The sequence below is a fragment of the Cyclobacterium xiamenense genome (assembly GCF_042140265.1).
GTDB lineage: Bacteria > Bacteroidota > Bacteroidia > Cytophagales > Cyclobacteriaceae > Cyclobacterium > Cyclobacterium xiamenense_A.
Genome location: NZ_CP159481.1, coordinates 3,301,314 through 3,321,192 on the forward strand (window position 1 = coordinate 3,301,314; position 19,879 = coordinate 3,321,192).

At 48.9% G+C, this 19,879-nt stretch carries 14 protein-coding genes and 1 tRNA gene; 7 read left to right on the forward strand and 8 right to left on the reverse strand.

Annotated features, from left to right (window positions below; all coding sequences use genetic code 11):
* Window positions 1-64: 64 nt before the first annotated feature.
* The 5 genes from mnmA (at window position 65) to ABWH99_RS13600 (ending at window position 7,404) form a co-directional block, all read left to right on the forward strand.
* Window positions 65-1,279, forward strand: a complete 1,215-nt coding sequence (gene mnmA, locus ABWH99_RS13580; RefSeq protein WP_375582393.1) for a tRNA 2-thiouridine(34) synthase MnmA — start codon at window positions 65-67, stop codon at window positions 1,277-1,279.
* Window position 1,280: 1 nt separating this feature from the next.
* A complete protein-coding gene (locus tag ABWH99_RS13585; RefSeq protein WP_375582394.1) occupies window positions 1,281-1,997 on the forward strand; it encodes a pseudouridine synthase in 717 nt (238 codons plus the stop codon).
* 41 nt (window positions 1,998-2,038) lie between these two features.
* A complete protein-coding gene (locus ABWH99_RS13590; protein ID WP_375582395.1) occupies window positions 2,039-3,535 on the forward strand; it encodes a M28 family peptidase in 1,497 nt (498 codons plus the stop codon).
* Between the two features lie 316 nt (window positions 3,536-3,851).
* Complete coding sequence (locus ABWH99_RS13595; protein ID WP_375582396.1) at window positions 3,852-5,963, forward strand: PQQ-binding-like beta-propeller repeat protein; 2,112 nt, start codon at window positions 3,852-3,854, stop codon at window positions 5,961-5,963.
* 160 nt (window positions 5,964-6,123) lie between these two features.
* The gene (locus ABWH99_RS13600) at window positions 6,124-7,404 is read left to right on the forward strand and encodes an aminotransferase class V-fold PLP-dependent enzyme (protein WP_375582397.1); all 1,281 of its coding nucleotides are present in this window, start codon (window positions 6,124-6,126) and stop codon (window positions 7,402-7,404) included.
* A gap of 490 nt (window positions 7,405-7,894) precedes the next feature.
* Here the strand turns inward: ABWH99_RS13600 and ABWH99_RS13605 are convergent, their stop codons facing one another.
* From ABWH99_RS13605 to ABWH99_RS13620, 4 genes are all read right to left on the reverse strand, one after another.
* The gene (locus ABWH99_RS13605; RefSeq protein ID WP_375582398.1) at window positions 7,895-9,355 is read right to left on the reverse strand and encodes a DUF1501 domain-containing protein; all 1,461 of its coding nucleotides are present in this window, start codon (window positions 9,353-9,355) and stop codon (window positions 7,895-7,897) included.
* A gap of 2 nt (window positions 9,356-9,357) precedes the next feature.
* Window positions 9,358-11,694 carry a PSD1 and planctomycete cytochrome C domain-containing protein gene (locus tag ABWH99_RS13610; RefSeq protein ID WP_375582399.1) on the reverse strand — a complete coding sequence of 779 codons (2,337 nt, stop codon included), beginning with the start codon at window positions 11,692-11,694 and terminating at the stop codon, window positions 9,358-9,360.
* 307 nt (window positions 11,695-12,001) lie between these two features.
* Window positions 12,002-15,013: a PVC-type heme-binding CxxCH protein gene (locus ABWH99_RS13615; RefSeq protein ID WP_375582400.1), complete on the reverse strand. Its 3,012-nt coding sequence runs from the start codon at window positions 15,011-15,013 to the stop codon at window positions 12,002-12,004.
* Between the two features lie 26 nt (window positions 15,014-15,039).
* Window positions 15,040-16,371 carry a neutral/alkaline non-lysosomal ceramidase N-terminal domain-containing protein gene (locus tag ABWH99_RS13620; RefSeq protein ID WP_375582401.1) on the reverse strand — a complete coding sequence of 444 codons (1,332 nt, stop codon included), beginning with the start codon at window positions 16,369-16,371 and terminating at the stop codon, window positions 15,040-15,042.
* A 63-nt stretch (window positions 16,372-16,434) separates the two neighbouring features.
* Here ABWH99_RS13620 and ABWH99_RS13625 point away from each other — a divergent pair.
* Window positions 16,435-16,509 (forward strand) — tRNA-Val (locus tag ABWH99_RS13625).
* A gap of 5 nt (window positions 16,510-16,514) precedes the next feature.
* Here ABWH99_RS13625 and ABWH99_RS13630 read toward each other — a convergent pair.
* The 4 genes from ABWH99_RS13630 to ABWH99_RS13645 are packed head-to-tail and all read right to left on the reverse strand — an operon-like array spanning window position 16,515 to window position 19,290.
* Window positions 16,515-16,826, reverse strand: a complete 312-nt coding sequence (locus tag ABWH99_RS13630) for a chaperone modulator CbpM (protein WP_375582402.1) — start codon at window positions 16,824-16,826, stop codon at window positions 16,515-16,517.
* Complete coding sequence (locus ABWH99_RS13635; protein WP_375582403.1) at window positions 16,823-17,734, reverse strand: DnaJ C-terminal domain-containing protein; 912 nt, start codon at window positions 17,732-17,734, stop codon at window positions 16,823-16,825. Before ABWH99_RS13635 ends, ABWH99_RS13630 begins: the two co-directional genes overlap by 4 nt.
* A gap of 49 nt (window positions 17,735-17,783) precedes the next feature.
* Window positions 17,784-18,719 carry a M48 family metallopeptidase gene (locus ABWH99_RS13640; protein WP_375582404.1) on the reverse strand — a complete coding sequence of 312 codons (936 nt, stop codon included), beginning with the start codon at window positions 18,717-18,719 and terminating at the stop codon, window positions 17,784-17,786.
* A 7-nt stretch (window positions 18,720-18,726) separates the two neighbouring features.
* A complete protein-coding gene (locus ABWH99_RS13645) occupies window positions 18,727-19,290 on the reverse strand; it encodes a LemA family protein (RefSeq protein ID WP_375582405.1) in 564 nt (187 codons plus the stop codon).
* An 89-nt stretch (window positions 19,291-19,379) separates the two neighbouring features.
* Between ABWH99_RS13645 and ABWH99_RS13650 the strand changes: the two genes are divergently transcribed.
* Window positions 19,380-19,775, forward strand: coding sequence for a hypothetical protein (locus tag ABWH99_RS13650; RefSeq protein ID WP_375582406.1), 396 nt, complete (start codon window positions 19,380-19,382; stop codon window positions 19,773-19,775).
* The last annotated feature ends 104 nt before the right edge of the window (window positions 19,776-19,879 follow it).

The following is a 19,879-nucleotide window of genomic DNA, read 5'->3' on the forward strand; positions in this document are numbered from 1 at the left end:
CAACGGAACGATTGCCCGGTCGGAGATTGTTGTCCATTAGGTTTTCCTCCTGAATAAAAAGGTTATGCAACACAATAAAAAACGCGTGGTCGTCGGACTTTCCGGAGGAGTGGACAGTTCGGTAGCAGCCAGTCTATTGGTGGATCAAGGGTACGAGGTTATTGGCTTGTTTATGAAAAACTGGCACGATGAATCCGTCACCTTGTCCAACGAATGCCCCTGGATGGAGGACAGCACGGATGCCATGCTGGTCGCTCAAAAACTCGGCATTCCCTTTCAGGCAATCGATTTGAGTGAGGATTACAAGGAGCGAATAGTGGACTACATGTTTGCGGAGTACGAGGCGGGTCGAACACCCAATCCGGATATTCTTTGTAATCGAGAGATTAAATTTGATATTTTTCTTCAGACCGCCCTGAGACTCAACGCTGACTACGTAGCCACCGGTCACTATTGCCAAAAAGCAACGATGGAAATCGATGGTAAGCCGGTTTACCGGCTTTTGGCCGGCGCAGATCCCAACAAAGATCAGAGTTATTTTCTATGTCAGCTAAATCAGGAACAACTAGCAAAAGCGCTGTTTCCCATTGGCCACCTGCAAAAGTCGCAGGTCCGAAAGATAGCCGCCGAGCTGGACCTCGTAACGGCCGGAAAGAAGGATAGCCAAGGCCTTTGCTTTATTGGAAAAGTCCGGCTTCCGGTTTTTCTACAGCAACAACTGAAACCAAAAAAAGGCCAGGTAATCGCCATTCCGGAAACGGCGGAGCGCTACCTAAAAAAGGGCATACCCGCGGGGATGGAAGTGGACGCCTACGACCAGGAGCTGCTGGAAGATACCTGTCTTGTTCGCCCGTATTTGGAAAACGAGGGAGAGGTGGTAGGTGAGCATAACGGGGCTCACTACTTCACCATCGGGCAACGAAAGGGGTTGCAGATTGGTGGCACCGGAAAGCCGTTGTTCGTCATCGCTACCGATACGAAAAATCACGTCATCTATACGGGTTTGGGAGAAGACCACCCCGGACTGTTGCGCTACGGATTGTTTGTTCCAAAGCACGACATCCATTGGATCCGGCCAGACAAAAGGCTACAGGTGGGCGAAACCGCGGAATACCTCGCAAGGATACGGTACCGGCAACCCTTGTCCAAAGCCTTGCTATCCATGAAAGAAAAGGGCTTGTACGTGTTGTTCGAACATGCACAGCGGGGAATCGCTGCGGGGCAATTTGTAGCCTGGTACAAAGGGAATGAGGCCATCGGATCGGGAACCATTGCCTGAGATGCCTGTACTGCCCCTGATTTACGAAGACCAGGAATACCTAGCCATTAATAAGCCAGCGGGCGTATTGGTACACAAGTCTGCCTTGGAAAAAGACCCCCATGCAGCATACGCCGTACACCTGCTGCGGGAGCAGCTGGGATACAAGGTGTACCCCTTGCACCGGATCGACCGTCCTACCTCCGGTGTGCTGTTGTTTGCCAAGAACTCGGGGGCTGCCTCCCGCCTACAGCCTAAATTTGCGGGTACCTCCATCAAAAAGCACTACCTGGCTCTGGTTCGTGGCTACATGCCCCAGGAACATGCACTGATTTCTCATCCACTGGCCAAAGACATGGAGTACGAATTGCAAGAAGCCGTGACCGAGTACTGGACCCTGGCCCAAACCGAAATTCCCTATGCTTCTTCCAGCCGGTATCCCAGCAGCAGGTATTCCCTCGTCAAAATCTATCCACATACCGGAAGAATGCATCAAATCCGAAGGCATTTTGCCCATATCCGCCACTACGTCATCGGTGATACTACGCATGGAGACAACAAGCAAAACAAGTTTTTTGATCGTCATTTCCAGCTTCGTAACCTGCTGCTACATGCCTGGAAGCTGACTTTTCCACACCCCGAGAGCCAGATGGAAATTCAGATTCAAGCGGAGGTTCCTGAACACTTTCGTCGGTTGATGCAACCAATGGGTTGGAATCCGGAACTCCTTAATCTGTAACTTCACAAAAATAAATCCCTATATTTAAATCAAAAATTATAATGAATCGCAAACTAGTTTCCACCGGCTTATTTTCTTTGCTAATGCTTTTTGTTTTTTCCTTGAAGGCGCAAAAAGAGGAAATTGATGCCATCATTGACAAGGCAGAAGCCGTTTCCCATTTTAAATTTTTGGCGGCCGACGAATTAATGGGCAGGGATCCTGCCCGTGCCGAAATTGACCTGGCAGCGCTATACATCGCCAATCAATTCGAAAAATACGGCGCAAAGCCTCTGGAGGAAATGGGAAGCTTTTACCAGAAAGTGCCACTTCGGTACTCAAATCCTCCTGTAGTAGGAACCATTTATTGGAACAATGATACGCTTCAGCATGGTGAGGAGCTATTGGTGCTTGCCGGAGACGATGTTCAGGGGGATTTTGAGGCAGTCGTTGTTGGCTATGGATTGGAAGAAGATTACGAAAACGTCAATGTAGACGGAAAATGGGTGGTGGCTCGCGTAGGTGCCCCCAACCGATTATCGCCCCCTGAACTTTTTGCAGCCGGACGAGAGAAAATGGTACTTGCCCGATCCAAAGGTGCACTTGGACTGATCGAAATGTACAACGTCCCCACCACTCCCTGGACCTTGTTGGTCAACTACCTGAACAAACCCCAAATGGGCCTGGATACCGATCCGGATGCTGAAAAATCCATTCCTTATCTGTGGATGAAAGATCTTACCGGAGAACGTATCCAAGCCATTCGTGACGAATCGTCTCACATAAATGTTGATATCCGGGGTAAAATAAACCGAAAAATATCTGGAAAAAACGTCGTAGCATATATTGAAGGCACAGATGAAACACTACGAGACGAGTTTCTTATGCTTTCTGCCCACTACGACCACGTGGGCATCGGCGCCCCCAACGCTGCAGGAGATTCGATTTATAATGGTGCCAGGGACAATGCTGTGGGTACCGCGGCGCTGATACAGGCCGCGCAGTATTTTGGTATACATCCGCCCAAACGATCCATTCTACTCTGTGCCTGGACTGCCGAGGAAAAAGGCCTTCTGGGCTCTTCCTATTTTGCGGACCATCCACCGGTGGAATTATCCGATATCGTCTATAACCTGAACATTGACAATGCCGGATACAACGACACAACCCTGGTAACCGTAATTGGATTGGGCCGTAGCACAGCAGATCGGCACTTACAAGAGGCTGCAAAAACCTTCGGACTGGAAGCCATTGCCGACCCGGCTCCGGAGCAGGGATTGTACGACCGCTCCGACAACGTGAATTTTGCTAAAAAAGGAATTCCAGCCCCTACCTTTAGTCTGGGGTTTACAGCATTCGATGCGGAAATTGCCAAACATTACCACCAGGCCTCTGACCAAATAGATAATTTCGATCTGGATTATGCCCTCAAGTATTGGAAATCGTATATTCTATCCGCTGAGTTGATAGCCAATGATCCCGATAAACCACTCTGGAAAAAAGGTGACAAATACGAAGATGCAGGAAAAAATCTTTACGGATCCGATTACCCTGAATAATATTCCGGAGGACTAAAGGCGTTCATTCACTAAATAGGTCAGCATTAGAAATGGTGCTGACTTTTTTTATTCCCAGGTATTTACCCATGGTTAATATATCTTACCCTGGGTCAGTAGAATGAAATCGTATTTACTAATGCTACTATATAGTATTGATTATCATATATTTGTATCAGTTCATTAAACTTACATTGCAAGCTTTGTATTGCTTATTCCCGTATTTCGAAAGATTACCAATCGTATAGACATGATCAATTTTTTTGATATTTTGCATCTTCAATAGGACGTTATCCAAAATTGTATAATCGGGCAAAACATGGAAAGGAATCACTATTTTTCAATACAGCAGGTAGTCGCCATTTTTTTCCTGATGTTATTCCACTATGCCTGCACACAAACCAAACCGGAAGGTGCCGGGGCTGACTGGGCAACGTATCTGGGTCACCCTAGTAGCAACCAGTACTCGACGCTGGACCAGATAAACAAAGCCAACGTAGCTCAATTAGAATTGGCATGGACCTATGTTACAGGCGAAGCTGCCAATTATCAGACAAACAACCTTATCGTGGATGGTTGGTTGTACACGGCGACGCCAAACAGCCGGGTGGTTGCCTTGGATGGGGCCACCGGTAAAGAATACTGGACATTTGATCCTTCCGATATCCATGAATCGCTTTCGGATGGGGACCAACGTGGCTTGATGTATTGGCAGGATGGTGACCTGGGTCGCATACTGACCATGAAGGGAAACCGCCTTTATGCGTTGAATGCCAAAACTGGCGAACTTATTACTTCTTTTGGTGATAGCGGATCGATTCACCTGGGTGCCAGCATGGATGTTTCGGGTGAACCAAATGTAATGCTCAATACTCCGGGACAGATTTACAAGGACTTATTTATCATTGGGGCCAATGTAGCGGAAGATGTACCTGGTGCTGTGCGCGCATTTGACATCCGTACCGGAAAACGAAAGTGGATTTTTCACACGCTTCCACGGCCCGGTGAATTTGGGTCAGATACCTGGCCGGAAAACTATTTACAAAAGACCGGAGGGGCAGCTGACTGGTCGGGGCTGGCGCTCGATACCGCACGGGGGATCGTCTATTTATCAACAGAAACGGCCGGTCCTGATTTTTATGGAGGCGATCGTTACGGAGAAAATTTATTTGCGAACTCGCTCATTGCCCTCGATGCAACTACCGGGGAACGGCTTTGGCACCACCAACTTGTACACCATGACCTCTGGGATCTGGACATCCCGCAGCCTCCGACGTTATTAACGGTAAAGCACGGGGGAGAAAATGTAGATATAGTGGCCGTAGGTACAAAAATGGGTCTTTTGTTTGTATTTGATCGGGTTACCGGAGAGCCGTTATGGCCTATTGAAGAAAGGCCAAAAGCAGCAACAAAAATTGATGCCATCCAAACCTGGACAAGCCAACCTTTCCCCACCAAGCCTCCCCCATTGATGCGGCAGGAATATACTGAGGATGACTTTTCGACCATTTCTCCAAGGGCAAACCAGATGAGCAAAGAGGTATTTAGTCAATCTGGGAATTACGGCGCCTACCCTCCTCCCAGTACCGAACAAACGATCATGTTTCCAGGATACGACGGCGGTATGGAATGGGGTGGCGCCGCGGCAGATCCTGGAGGAATAGTGTATGTGAATGTAAACGAGATTCCCTGGTTTTATCAGTTGGTTCCCACAAAAAAGGCCGATGGTACCCCTTTGCCTGCCGGTGAAAGGCAATACCTGATCCATTGTGCCTCCTGTCATGGAGCGGATCGTAAAGGCAATCCTACCGACGGTTTTCCTTCGCTTGAAGACGTATCCGGCCGATTAACCAGGGAAACCGTGATGCGGGTCATGAAAATGGGAGGAGGACGTATGCCCGCCTTTGATCAGGTTTCGCAATCGCGTCTGGACGCCATTGTTACGTTCCTCTTTAATGAAGAAAGACCGGTCAATACCAGGAACAAGGGCGACGAAAATACGCCACCGTATGTCTTCCGTGGGTTTCAGCGCTGGCAGGATGAAGAAGGATATCCCGCCATCAAGCCACCCTGGGGAACACTGAATGCGGTCGATCTAAATACCGGTACCATCAAATGGAAAGTGCCGTTAGGAGAATACGAAGCGTTGACCTCACGTGGAGTTCCGATCACTGGCACGGAGAATTATGGTGGTCCGGTTGTAACCGCCGGAGGGCTCTTGTTTATTGCTGCCACTGCCGATGCCAAAATCCGGGCGTTTGACAAAGACAATGGAAAAGTACTCTGGGAGTACCAGCTATCTTCTGAGGGACATGCTACTCCCAGTGTATACGCGGTAAATGGCAAACAATACCTGGCCATCTCTGTAGGCGGCTCGAAACTGAAACCCCACCCTGAGGGGGCCGTGTATGTTTTTAGTCTTCCCGACTGATGCATGCTTGATTACCTGTAGTCAAGGAATGTTTACTCCCGTAGGCTCCGCTGAAAAAAAGTCTTACGTTCCAAACGCCCAACATAGCTCGGTTTCAAAATTCAATTGCCACGAAAAATCGAAAAAACGCGACGATACCTAAATTTTAACCACCAAGCGCATGACGCACAGAAGAGATTTTATAAAAAAGGGAGTTAGAGTCGCCTCTACTGCATTTTCCCTACCCCATATTGCGATAAGCTCAGAAACAGAACGGACTATCTGGAGGAAATTGCCTCAAATTGACGAGGAGGAAATGCTTTGGAATTGGGTTCGTAACGAGTACTCGGTATCAGCTACAGTGGCCAATCTAAACAACGGTAGTGTGAGCCCTCAGCCTAAGGTCGTGCAGGAAGTGTTTCACCATTACACCCGTGAGTTTAACACCATTCCCTCCATGTATATGTGGAGCGAGGAGGATGCTTCCAGGGCGGTTCGGGAGCAATTGGCACTTTTGGCGGGCTGCAGCCCGGAAGAAATCGCGGTAAACCGAAATACAACGGAAGCGATCAATACGGTGATTTGGGGAATGAACTACAGCAAAGGCGACGAAATCATCCTCAGCCAACAAGATTACACCTCGGTGATGAATACTTGGGAAGAAGTCGAAGCTAGATACGGTGTGGTGCTTAAGTGGCTTTCTTTGGCACTTCCTGCCGAAAACGAGGAAGAAATTGTGAATGCGTACATCCGTGCGATCACGGATAAAACCAAGGTAGTACTGATAACCCACGTTAATAACATCAATGGAAATATACTACCGGTAAAGAAAATTACCGCTGCTGTAAAAAATATAAATCCTGCCATTAAAGTCTTGGTAGACGGAGCCCATGGATTTGCCCATCTCGATTTTAAGATTTCAGACCTAGGCTGCGATTATTACGGCACCAGTTTACACAAATGGCTCTGCGCTCCTTTCGGAACCGGCATGCTTTACGTAAAGAAATCCGAGATTCAACAGCTTTGGCCTCTTTTTACACATGAAAACCCGCAAAGTGATCGGATCAGTAAGTTTTCCACTTTTGGAACAAGAAATTTACCCGCAGAACTGGCCATCGCCAGGGCAATTGAATTTCACAACACGATCGGTATTAAAAGAAAAGAAGCAAGGCTGAGGTATTTAAAAAACTACTGGATTACCCGTGTTGCGGACAATCCGAATGTGGAAATTAAAACATCCTTGAAACCTGACTATGCCTGTGCGTTGGGTTCTTTCTCGTTAAAGAACAAGAGTGATAAAGAAGTAGCTCAGCGATTATTAAAAGACTATCGTATTCATGTTGGTCAAAAAGGAGACAAAACAGGTACGTTTCATGGTATTCGGGTAACGCCTCACATCTATACTAAAACCGAAGAATTGGATCGATTGATACAAGGAATTCAAGATTTGTCAAAGACGTAAAGTTACAGCGAAAAAAAGGACTCGTTTGCAGTGGTCAGGTCTGTGGTAGCAAATCCACTGCGACCATAAGGCCGGAGCACAGGACTGAATAACGAATGACATTCCCAGGCGGTACGAAGCGGATTCTGTGGTTGGTTCTGCGTATTTTAGGAAGAACTGTACGGGCTGCTCCGTCTTTTCCCAACAACCTGACTCGCTATTTAAATTAAGATTTGACCGCCTTGATTCCTGCAGCCAGGTTTGGTTCGTTCTTGGATCAAATTTTGGCTGTTTTATTAAGGCCAAAAATGAAAAGGAACCAAAAGCATAAGCTAATATGGGGAATCCGGCCTTAAAATCCCTATTATACAGGGATCGCCCACCTGGGGGAAAGCGCTTCGCTCCGGCCAGGCTAGATGCCATTGTCCTTTTCCGAACTGTTTGGGTGAATAGACCTGATTAAACAAAAATCGACAAAAGAAATTAAATGCTGTGGTGAAGCGTTTCAAAATCAGGAAATGATGTCCTTTACAACTTTTCCGGCCACATCGGTAAGACGGAAACGGCGTCCCAGATGTTTGTAAACTAATTTCTCGTGGTCCAGGCCCAATTGATGCAGAACCGTGGCCTGAAAATCGTGTACGTGGACCGGATCCTTTACGATATTGTAGCCCAGTTCATCCGTTTCCCCATACACAATCCCTGGTTTGATACCACCACCCGCCATCCAGATGCTAAAACACCTGGGATGGTGGTCCCGTCCGAAATTGTCTTTGGTCAATGCTCCCTGGCTGAAATTGGTACGGCCAAATTCTCCGCCCCAAATCACCAGGGTTTCGTCCAGCATGCCTCTTTGTTTCAGGTCGGTTACCAAGGCCGCAGAGGCCTGGTCCACGTCTTTCGCCTGCCCGGTAAATTCCTTTGGCAGATTTGCGTGTTGATCCCAGCCCTGGTGGTACAGTTGGACGAATCGCACGCCTTCTTCGGATAATTTTCGTGCAAGCAGGCAATTGGCAGCGAACGTACCCGGTTTCCTGCAATCTTCTCCATACAAGTCCAGAATACTTTGGGGTTCTTTTGACAGGTCCAATACCTCCGGAACCGTGGTTTGCATCCGGTATGCCATTTCGTATTGCTGAATTTTTGTGTGAATTTCGGGATCCTGGTTTTCCTCATACGACCATTGGTTCAATTGGGCCAATTGATCAAGCATGTCCCGCCGATCCTTCCGAGTCAATCCCTCCGGGTCCCTCAGGTACAACACCGGATCTTCCCCACTGCTAAACTGAACTCCCTGGTGTATGGAATCCAAAAAACCATTGGACCATAACTTGGAATAGACGCCCTGGCTGTTTCCTTTTCCACGGGAAATCAACACCGTAAATGCAGGTAAATTTTGGTTCTCGCTTCCCAAGCCGTAACTCAACCAGGAACCCATGCTCGGCCTGTTTCCCTGCTGTGCTCCCGTTTGAAAAAATGTCAATGCCGGGTCGTGGTTGATGGCCTCGGTGTGCATGGATTTGACGATGCAAATGTCGTCAACGATGGCTGCAGTTTTGGGGAAGAGGTCGCTGATCCAGGCCCTGGATGCGCCGTATTGTTGAAAGTCCACAAAAGATCCTACCAGTGGAAGGGAAGGCTGGTTGGCAGTAAACCCCGTCAAACGTTGGCCGCCCCGGATGGATTCCGGCAAATCCTGCCCTTGCATCGCTCTCAATTTTGGTTTATAGTCGAAGGATTCCAGCTGAGAGGGCGCTCCATTTTGAAACAGGTAAATGACTCGTTTGGCCTTGGGGGCAAAATCCGGTATGCTGGGACGCTTGCCAAAAGGGGCCGGGCTACCTTTACGCGAGCTGAACAGGTCCGGTATCAATAGGGAACCCAAGGCTACCGTTCCAATCCCAAGGCTCAGCCGGGAGAGAAACCTTCGTCGGTTTCTATTCAATCCGTATTCCAACAGTTCTTTTTCCATGACTACGATTTCGTTATTGCTTCTTCCGTATTGTACAGCGTGGAGATCACTTGCATCAGGGCCGCTACGTGCACCATTTCCGCTGGTTGGGGTCGGGGCGACTCGCCGATGGCTACCAATGCTTCGGCCTTCGTTTCCGACATTTCTGCCAGTTTCCTCCCAAAATAGTCCTCCAGCAACCTCAATTCTTTCGCTTTTGGTTGCCTACAAAGGATCAATCGAAACGCTTTGCGAATCCTGTCACGGTCTGAGTGGGCCTCGCGCAGTAGCTGTGTTGCGAGAACTCGTGCCGCTTCGAGCACCGTGGGGTCATTCATCATGACCAGAGCCTGCAAGGGGGTATTGGTCGTGGAGCGTTCCGTTTCGCATTGGTCCCGGTTACTTGCATCAAATATCAGCATGGAAGGTGGGGGCACCGTTCGCTTGACGAAGGTGTACAAGCCCCTTCGGTACAGGTCATCTCCATGATCCTGTTCGTATTCTGCTAACGTAGAGCCCCCTGCGGTGGCAGCTTCCCACAATCCCTCCGGTTGGTACGGTTTCACGCTGCGCCCACCAATGGTAGGTACCAGCAGTCCGCTACTCGCCAAGACCATATCGCGGATAAATTCCGCCTTCAAGTGTGCACGTGAGGATCGTGTATAATACTTATTTTCGGGATCCGCCGTGCGCATTTCCTTCCTTATTGTCGCTGACTGCCGGTACGTGGCTGACATGACCAGTTGTTTTACCAGGCGCTTGACATCCCATCCATTTTCACGGAAATCCAAGGCCAACCAATCGAGTAATTCCGGGTGGCTGGGTAGTTCTCCCTGCATGCCAAAATCACCCGTGGTATTGACAATACCCCGGCCGAAAAACTCCTTCCAGATCTGGTTCACTGCTACCCGGGCAGTGAGGGGATTTCTTTCAGAAAATAGCCACATGGCCAGGCCCAGTCTGTTTTTTGGATAGCCCGGGTCAAAGGGAAAGATGGATTCAGGTGTGGCCGGAAAAACTTCCTTTCCATACGCATTGAAAACACCCCGTTCGAGAACATAATTTTTTCGTAGCGTATCCAGGTCCCCCATTACGGAAACAATCAGCCGGCTGCTGTCCGTCTTGTTCACAAATGAGAGGACGTCTTCTACGTCTTCATCCGTGATTTCCAGAAAAGGTTTTTTGGCATAGGATGCCGGTGTACCTACGGTAGGGTCAATGGGTGTTTTGGAAGTCCTGAGTTCGTCGACGGAATTAAAGAATGAAAAAAGCTCGTAATACTCCTGCTGGGAAATCGGATCGTATTTGTGATCGTGGCAGGCCGCACACTCAAATGTGATCCCGGTCAGGGCCTTTCCTACCGTATTGACCCGATCACTCACGTAGGTGACTCGGTATTCTTCTTCATCCACCGCTCCTTCTTCGGTTATCTTGTGGTTTCTGTTGAATCCCGTTGCGAGAATTTGTTCTTTTGAGGGGTTTTCCAGCAGGTCTCCTGCCAGTTGCCAGGTGATAAAATCCTTGTAGGACAGGTTTTTATTGAAGGCATGGATAACCCAATCGCGCCAGGGCCACTGCGTTCGAAAATTATCCAATTGATACCCGTAGGAATCGGCATACCTGGACACATCCATCCAATAAACCGCCATGCGTTCGCCAAAGGAAGGCTGCGCCATCAGAAAATCCACGACTTCTTCGTAGGCCCCGGAACTGGTATCCGATGCAAATTTATCCATGAGGTCCATCCCTGGTGGCAAGCCTGTCAGGTCAAAACTCACTCGTTTCAACAGCATTTCCTTATCCGCCGCCTCATTCGGCCGATAGCCCTGCTCCTCTTGTTTCTTTAAGATGAAATAGTCAATTTCATTCACAGGCCAGTTGGATGTATGGACTACAGGTAACTCGGGGTAGCGGGGAATTTCAAAGGCCCAGTGCTTTTCATACACAGCGCCATCTTCGATCCAGGTTTTGATAAGCTGTATTTCTCTTGCTGTCAATCGGAGGTTGGTTTCGGGTGGTGGCATCACCTGACGCTCATCATTGGATTTCACCCGCAAATAGACTTCAGATTGGTGCGGTTTGCCAGGAACCAGGGCAAATGAACCAGGATTCTCGGCCAAAGCCTTAAAGGCTTCCTCTTCTATGTCTAATCGTAATCCCGCCTTTCTCGCATCGGCGTCCGGACCGTGACAGGCAAAGCAATTGTCCGAGAGAATGGGCCGGATATGGAAATTATAGCTGACCTGATCCGGAAAACCCTCCCGAGGTCCCATCTCTTGTTCCCGTCCGCCACAGCCAGCCTGTCCGATCAACACGCTCACTAGGAAAAACAAGAACAGATTTCGGACAGTCTGACGCATGGGTTATCTGAATTAAGCAAACCAGGCACGCTCCCGGCAGTTTCTAATGGCTTGACCTGATCGGTACCAGTGAGCGTGGGCCCAACCGCCTCCAAACAGCATTTCACTTGCCGACAACCGAACTTTTTTGAAGGGATGACAGCTGCTTGGGTAGGCCTAAAGACCGGCCAAAACACCCGACCGATCGACTGATAAACTACTAATATATTTCTAAATTCGGTATTTCGAAAATTTTTGCGGATGGGAATTCCCCAGGCGTTCGTTTCATACTCCCATCAATTGTAGGCATGACGCCCGGATGATATAGCTACAAGCCTTGTTTGATGTATGCAAGTAAATCAGCCATCTCTTCCAGCGTAATTTGATTCTCCAGGCCCTGAGCCATTCCGGATACCGGCAACGCTTCCATACTGGAAATCTCCGAGCGTGAGATGGTTCGTTGTAATCCACCTGCCTGTGCCAATTCGATGGCCCCTGGAGTTTCCTGCAAGATGATACCCTGAACCGTTTCCCCGGAACTCAAAAGGAGTTGCCATAAATCATAGCCATCTGCGATGGAAAGATTTGGATCCAGAATATCTTTTAGTATGCTTTCGTAGCGCCGGTTACGAAGGGAGGACAAATCGGGTCCATAATGGAAACCCTTGCTTTCGGTCATTTGATGACAGACCGCACAATTCTGTTCGTATACACGCAAGCCTTTTTCAGGTGTACCTTCCGCCTTCAGCGCAGCTTGGTACCGGTCGATTACAGCTGCACGTCCACTGGCGGAAGGAACCAGGAGTTCTCGCGCCTTATTGCGGATTGTCGGATCCTTCTGATTCATTAAAAACACCGTGTTGCCCCAGGGTATATGGCTGGGCATGATGATCCCCGTCTCAAGCCCACCCAGCAGGGAATGGATGCGCTCCCTGCTACTTAATAGCGAGGCTACAGCAGTATTTCTCACTTCGGGACTGAACCCTGTCCAACGTTCCATCAGAAAATGGACATATGCCTCCTCGTCAGCTTTGCTCAAATACCTGAGGAGTTGTTGTTGCAGGCGAACCGGTTCCTGGGGTCTGATCAATTGCATCAGTTCATCGTTTGCTTCGTTTGCTTGAAACAAATCCAGCATGCGCAAGGCCACCAATCGATCCTCTTCCGGTGCATCCGGGTTCAATATGACTTGAAACGCATGATCCAGCACCTCTTTCTTTACAGGAATATCGGGCAGCTGCGTCACTGTTACGATATCAAGAAACGCATTTTTTAACGGAATAGAGCCAATCGAGGGCAGCTTCCGAACGACCGTAGTTTGGAAGGCTATCCACTCCTTTCCGACCGGAGGAATTTTTCGCAACCCGGCTGCAAGGCCCTTAATCGCCGGAGCCTCCCAGCCAGACTCAGATGGATGTGCCTCCAACAGGGGCAGCAGCAGGTCTTTCACTCCTTCAAAACCATCCCTTTGTGCCTGCATCCGAGCTGTCTTTTCGATCATTGCCGCGTTTCCGGCAACATCGGGTTTGTAGCCAGACAACAGTTCGCTCAAAAGGTTTTCACCGGGGCCAATGGGTGCGGCCAATGTGGCCACCTGCACCCACTCGTCCGACATGTCCTTCTTCAGAATAGCCATACGGGTAGAAAACGACCATTCCGAAGACAGCATCCCAAGACTATTAAGTACTTGGAAACGGACCTTGGGATCCGGATCGGATTGCATGGCTGTCAATTTTTGGCTCCATTGCTCCATTGCTTCTGGAAAAAACTCGGCCAGCACCAAGGCATTTTTCCGTACTCCCGGCTCCGGGTCGTCAAGGGCTTCCTTTACAAGTTCCGGCCGGAGCCTTCCCATGCCATGGAGTGTCCACAATGCATGCAGCCTTCCCAAGGGTCGACTGGAATCCCTGGCAAGTTCCACCAAATCGGTGGGCACCGGATCCGGATTGCGGTCCACAAGCATCCGTTGCGCATGGTTTCTCCACCAATAATTTTCCACTGCCAGCAGCTCGATCAGCTCCTCATTTGAGGCTGCCTCCAAATCAATTGTTTTCGAAAAATCGGCCTTTTGGGATCCTTTCGGACTGATACGGTAGATTCTCCCCCGATCCGTACCGTCGTAAAGCGCGCCGGATTGGTTTACCTCATCGGCCATCCATTCGGGGTGCTCAATGATTCTTCGGTGGTAATCGAGCAGGTAGAGGGCTCCATCCGGGCCCAGGTACATATTGACCGGCCTGAACCAGGCATCCCGAGACCTCAAAAATTCGCTCCGTTCGTACAGTTTCGCACCGGTAAAAGTGGCCCCTTTCTCCTGAATCACGTCTGCATGCACCAGATTACTGACAGGTTCCGCGGTAAAAATCACACGGTCAAAAGGTGCCGGAAAGCCACCGCCCAGGTAAGGAGTGATGCCACAGGCAGAAGTCATCACACCAACATCCGTCAGGAGCTGGTGTTCGGGATTATCGGTGATGGGATACACTGTGGCTGCGTTTCCATGGTCAGAAAAGGATTGGGTAACGTTGCTGATTGGAAAAAAGGGGTTTTTATCCAGGTACCGGGCCGGCAACACCTCATGAATCAAATGGTTGTTGTTTGTTATCAGAAACCGTTCACCCCAGGCGTCGAAAGCATGACCAAATTGTGTACGGCTGGCCAATCGTTCCAAGCCTGTTCCGTCCGGTTTGAACCGAACACTTCTTCCGCCTGCATTTACGGGTAACGTTAACCCTTCGGGATTGGACGGAAAATGAATTTCGCTCCCTTTATCTCCCAGTTCTTCAGCATACATCACTGTCGTTACCGCAGGTTCATGGCCCAGGTACACCCAATTATCCAATCCGTACCTGGGACTATTTACATTGTGCTGGGGATTGGATCGGGCGAATCCGGTCAAGATGACCTCCCGCTTATCGGCTACATCGTCTCCGTCGGTATCCTCCAAATACAATACATGCGGAGGATCTGTCACCAAAATCCCATTTTTCCAGGCCATTATTCCGGTTGGTAATACCAGGCTATCCGCAAATACCGTAGACTGATCCATGAGTCCATCGCCGTCGGTATCCGTCAGTACTTTTACCTTACCCGTGCCACTTAAATCCAGCGGATAGCCATGCATTTCCACGACAAACATTCGTCCCTGCCCATCAATCAGCATGTCGACCGGATCGGCCACAAGCGGTTCCGAGGCGATCAATTCCATTTGAAAGCGGTCGTCGATTTCAAACCCATCTGGAACTATAGGGGAAACATCGGCTTGTCGACATCCCACAAAAACCAGAAAAAACACACAAACAAATGGCTGAAAAAGCAGGGGATAATTCGTTTTTTTCATTTTCATAGGTGAAGATTCCATCGTAATCACTCGCTCAGCCAGCCCATAAGGAATGACTTAACCGAAGCGGTCAGGTCCTCGCCAGCTCTGGGCGTAAAGGCATTTACCCGTTCCACTTCGTACCCTCCGTGAGCATAAGCCGCAGCGGTCGGCAAATACCCCAACCAGCCATTGCTGTATCCATAGTAATAGGTGTAGGGAAAGGGTGACTCCTCCCGTACTTCGTTCGATAATTCGCAAAACAATTCCAGGGGTGCGCTCCAAATAGCCAATGACTGATTGATTTTAAGAAAACGTACAGGCAACCGTATTTGGGGCTTTCCTTGGGCATCCAATTCAGCATAGGCAGCCAGGTCATCCGGCCAGGACAAGCCCTCCTTACGTGGCGTGTTTACGATCAATGCAGCCGTTTGCAGGTCCACCGCTCCGGTAACCGATTCGATTTTGGCATAGGCATCCAGGATTTTATCTCCCAGCAGCACCTTAAACTGGCTGAGGTGTCCGGAGCGGGGATCAGGGTATACGCTATAAATTGGAGCCAGATTTCCCGCGGCACCGTTTATAAACAACATGGGCACACCGATTTTTTCTTCCACGTAAGCGGCTACCACCCCCGGCGCATCACCGCTAATGTTGGTGTTTGCCTGTCCAAGGACTGTCCCGTGTATGGGGTAGTTGGCTACCAAGGTCAACGGATCTCCATTTGCTTTATCAATTCGGATCAATCCAATTTTGCGGTCCACCGGCCCGTCCGGATTCAGACCAAGGGAGGCATTTCCGTTCTCATCGATCGCCCTGCGATTGATATTGGCTTTTGAAAATCCCCAGCCCCATCCCATTTTCGCCGGTTCCAGATTGGCCATGGCTTCACCAATGGATTCCAATAAACGGTCCTCGACCATCCGGGTATATGCACGGTCCCATTCGTGGGTGTACCGTTCCCCCATGAAGGCCTCCGGTAGGCCTGGCGGTCCCACCTCCGGCGCCGCATGGGTGTGTGTTACGGTCCACCAAATATTCAACGGAGGAATCCCAAACCGCTCGTGAATTTCCGCGGCTACCCGGTCGTATTCCGCCGGAGACACGAGACAGATATCGGAAGAAATCAAACAAAATGTCTCCGCTCCTTCGCTTAATAAGACTACCCGGTGAAAGATCCGATCGATGACACCAGTGGATTTTCGCTCCCCGTAGCCCAATAGCCATTGGCTATTTTGCGGGGTGATGTCAACCTTCGAAACCGAAGCCCTCAACTGCTGCGCACGCAAAACAGGGACAGAAACCCCGACCAGGATAAGAAATAGATAGATTGAGAAAATTCGGACGATTTGTAACATACAGACGATCAAGCGTGACAAATTATATTAAATTGGTTTTGTTGCCTATGTAAATGAATTCTTGTAATATTGCAAGCAGAATTTAGGTCGTTAGCTCAGTTGGTTCAGAGCGCTGCCTTGACAGGGCAGAGGTCACCAGTTCGAGCCTGGTACGACCTACTATACTACGTTAACTCGGGCCCTTGGTGTCGTTCGAGTTTTCTCCGGAGATTTCGAACTTCCTCTTCTAAACTAGCAATTTTTTCCTGCAGATTCAAAACGGCGTGCAGTCCCTCCAGATTTATCTCCATTTCATAATGGAGTCTGGCAAGTCGCTCCAATTGGGTCAGTTGATCCGTCGTTATATAGGTAGATTCTTCCGTTACTATCAATTCACAAAGTCCTTCGTCGGACAGGTTGTGCACAAAAGAAACCTCGATTCCGCAGGAAATGCAAAATTTATCCAGCGGTATCAGGCTGTCATCAGGGTAGTTCATGGTTTTTTCAGGTTTGCTAACTGGGTAAATAGGTTTTTCTCTTGCTCCAAGAGGTTTTTGGGTATCTTTACCTGATAGGTTAAGTACAAGTCTCCCAGAATATGTTCGTGTTTGTACAAGGGCAGGCCTTTTCCTTTCAGTTTTACCTTTGTTCCATTTTGTGTCCCGGGCGGAATCTTTAGCTTTACTTTTCCGGAAAGCGTTTCTACAATCACTTCGCCTCCCAGTACCGCCGTATACAAATCCAGCGGCTCCGTTTTGTACAGATTGGACCCCTCCCGGCTGTACACGGGGTCGGCGCTTACATGAAAGGTGATGTACAAATCACCCCGTGGACCTCCCTGTATGCCTTCGCCGCCGTGCCCCTTGATTCGAATGGTTTGTCCATCTTCAACCCCTGCGTGAATGGTCATTCGTATCTTCTGATCATTGATGGCGAGGGTTTTCTTATGGGTGTGCATCAGGTCCCGTAAAGGTAGCTCCAAGCTCGCGTGAAGGTCCGCACCTTTGAATCTGATTTTGGATTCAGCCCTACCCGCTCCCGCTCCCTTTCCAAATAACGACTCAAAAAAATCTGAAAAGCCACCCTGGCCAAATGCTTGTTCAAAATCTTCCGGACGGTACGATTGCCCACGAAAACCACCAGCCCCTCCTCCGCCGGGCTGCCCCTGAAACGCTTCGGCATGTTTCCAGTCCTTACCGTATTGATCGTATTTTTTTCTTTTTTCCGGATCACTCAATACCTCGTTCGCTTCATTGATGGCTTGAAACTTCTTTTGGGCCTCCTGATCGTTTGGATTTAGATCGGGATGGTATTTTCGTGCGAGCTTTCGGTACGCCTTTTTAATTTCTTCTTGACTGGCATCTTTACCTATTTCCAGAAGTTGGTAATAATCAATAAAGTCCATGGTGTATCCGCCTTTGCTGGTTTCTGTTTTCTGCCTTCACTAACATCTGTCAAAACTGTTCTAAAATCGCTATCCGCTTTTCTATGGGGGGATGCGTAGCAAATAGCCCCGTAATTGCCGCCATCAGACCAGAGGATTTATCCGGTCTATTTTCAATGAAAAGTTCGGCTACGTCGTCACTTTTTACGGACTGTACCCGGTAATTTCCTGAAATCTTACGCAAAGCTGCTGCCAATGCCCAGGGCTTTTTTGTCATTTCTGCCGCCCCACTATCGGCCATGTACTCTCTTTTTCTGGAGATGGCAAAACGAAACAGCATGCTCAGCAAAAATGCTACAAACGCGATAAGCATAGCAATCAACACGGCGCGATTATCGCTCTTTCCCCTCCTCCTGCCTGCACCGTAAATCATGCTTCGAAAAAGAATCTGTGCCACGAATGAGAAAATTCCCACAAAGATAATGGAGATGATCAGCAGCCGCACATCTTTGTTCCGAATGTGCATCAATTCATGGGCGATTACTCCCTCCAATTCTTCATCGTTCAGTGTATCAATGATCCCTCTCGTAAGCGTAACCGTATACGTATTTTCGTTGATACCACTCGCAAATGCATTCAGTGCCGGATCCTCAATGATATGTACCTTTGGCATTTTCATGCCCTTGCTGATGCAAAGGTTCTCCACCAGGTTGTACACCCGCATATTTTCTTTTCGTTCCAGGGGCTTTGCTCCTGCGGCACTGCGAATCATCTTCGAATGAAAAAAGAATGCAATAACAAACCAAACGGCAACCGCAATCAACACCCCTGGCAGGGTTTGCAGAAACAGCTCCATAACCCTATCCGAGGTTTCTTCCGGTGGAAGCGTTAGGTAAAAAAACGCATAAACAGCCGCCAATACCAGCAAAGGAAATCCAAGCAGCAACAGAACAGAACGCAGGTTATTTCGTCTGATTTGCGTCTGTATCCCTACATATCCTGCCATCTACTGCTCAAAATTTAATTTCCGGTGCCTGGTCCAACCGTTCCCTTTCCGAGGTACCGACATCAAACATTTTTTCGGTGTGGAACCCAAACATCCCCGCAATCAGGTTGGATGGAAAGCTCTGCACGGCTACATTAAATTCTTTGGTTGCGGAATTGAAATACCTCCGGGCGGCGGCCAACTTGTTTTCCACATCGGAAATCTCGTTTTGCAAGTGTAAAAAGTTGGTGTTTGCTTTTAAATCGGGATAGGCTTCCACCTGAATTTGCAGCCCCTGCAAGGCAGCACCTAGTTCCTGTTCGGCCGCAATCTTCCCGTCGATGCTGGAAGCGTTCATGGCACGGGATCTGGCCTCGGTCACTCGTGTAAGAACGCCTGCCTCGTGCTCCATGTATCCCTTGACGCTACTTACCAGCTGTGGAATCAAGTCGTGGCGTTGTTTCAATTGCACATCGATGTCTGCAAAAGCGTTCTCCCGGTTGTTTTTATAGGCAACGAGTTTATTGTATAATGATACAATGAAAATGCCTAGCAATACAGCAATAATTAGTACGATCCAAGTGATACTCATAGTTTTTGGGTTTGTCGTTTGATCGGGGAATATACAAAAAATGGGAATTATTCTTACCTTTAAGGAGGTATAACTTCAATTTAAAATCCATGAAAAAATTTATCGGACCGGTAGCTGTCGTCCTGGTCGTTCTTTTAGCAGGTCTGTTTTGGTGGAGGTACTATTTTGTGTTTTCCGAAGGAATAAAAGCCGGTAACCTCAACTACTTTGAGAAAAAAGGGTTTGTATTTAAAACCTGGGAGGGACGATTGGTACAAGACGGGTTTCAAAGTCCGAACCCGGGAGCACTGCAAAGCAATGAGTTTCGCTTCAGTGCGGAAGGAGATTCCGTGGCAATGATTCTCGAACGGGCCGGTGGTAAATTTGTTGAATTGCGTTACAAGGAATACCTCCATCCTATTCCTTGGAGAGGTGCGAGTGAATACGTTGTGACGGAGGTGGTAGAAGTAGGTAACGCAAACCGCTCGGTATTACCCATGCAATAACCACCGGGAAAAAGCCCCCTGGGAGAATAATAGTCCCCTGGGAAATACTCTGGAATCGTATCCCCCGCATTTGTCCCAAAATACGCAGCTCAGCATCTATCCCG

Coding starts and splice junctions, on each gene's coding strand:
- ABWH99_RS13595 (WP_375582396.1), top strand. CDS start 3,852: ATGGAAAGGAATCACTATTTTTCAATACAGCAGGTAGTCGCCATTTTT.
- ABWH99_RS13590 (WP_375582395.1), top strand. CDS start 2,039: ATGAATCGCAAACTAGTTTCCACCGGCTTATTTTCTTTGCTAATGCTT.
- ABWH99_RS13585 (WP_375582394.1), top strand. CDS start 1,281: ATGCCTGTACTGCCCCTGATTTACGAAGACCAGGAATACCTAGCCATT.
- ABWH99_RS13645 (WP_375582405.1), bottom strand. CDS start 19,290: ATGAGTATCACTTGGATCGTACTAATTATTGCTGTATTGCTAGGCATT.
- ABWH99_RS13605 (WP_375582398.1), bottom strand. CDS start 9,355: ATGGAAAAAGAACTGTTGGAATACGGATTGAATAGAAACCGACGAAGG.
- ABWH99_RS13635 (WP_375582403.1), bottom strand. CDS start 17,734: ATGGACTTTATTGATTATTACCAACTTCTGGAAATAGGTAAAGATGCC.
- mnmA (WP_375582393.1), top strand. CDS start 65: ATGCAACACAATAAAAAACGCGTGGTCGTCGGACTTTCCGGAGGAGTG.
- ABWH99_RS13630 (WP_375582402.1), bottom strand. CDS start 16,826: ATGAACTACCCTGATGACAGCCTGATACCGCTGGATAAATTTTGCATT.
- ABWH99_RS13650 (WP_375582406.1), top strand. CDS start 19,380: ATGAAAAAATTTATCGGACCGGTAGCTGTCGTCCTGGTCGTTCTTTTA.
- ABWH99_RS13615 (WP_375582400.1), bottom strand. CDS start 15,013: ATGAAAAAAACGAATTATCCCCTGCTTTTTCAGCCATTTGTTTGTGTG.
- ABWH99_RS13600 (WP_375582397.1), top strand. CDS start 6,124: ATGACGCACAGAAGAGATTTTATAAAAAAGGGAGTTAGAGTCGCCTCT.
- ABWH99_RS13610 (WP_375582399.1), bottom strand. CDS start 11,694: ATGCGTCAGACTGTCCGAAATCTGTTCTTGTTTTTCCTAGTGAGCGTG.
- ABWH99_RS13640 (WP_375582404.1), bottom strand. CDS start 18,719: ATGGCAGGATATGTAGGGATACAGACGCAAATCAGACGAAATAACCTG.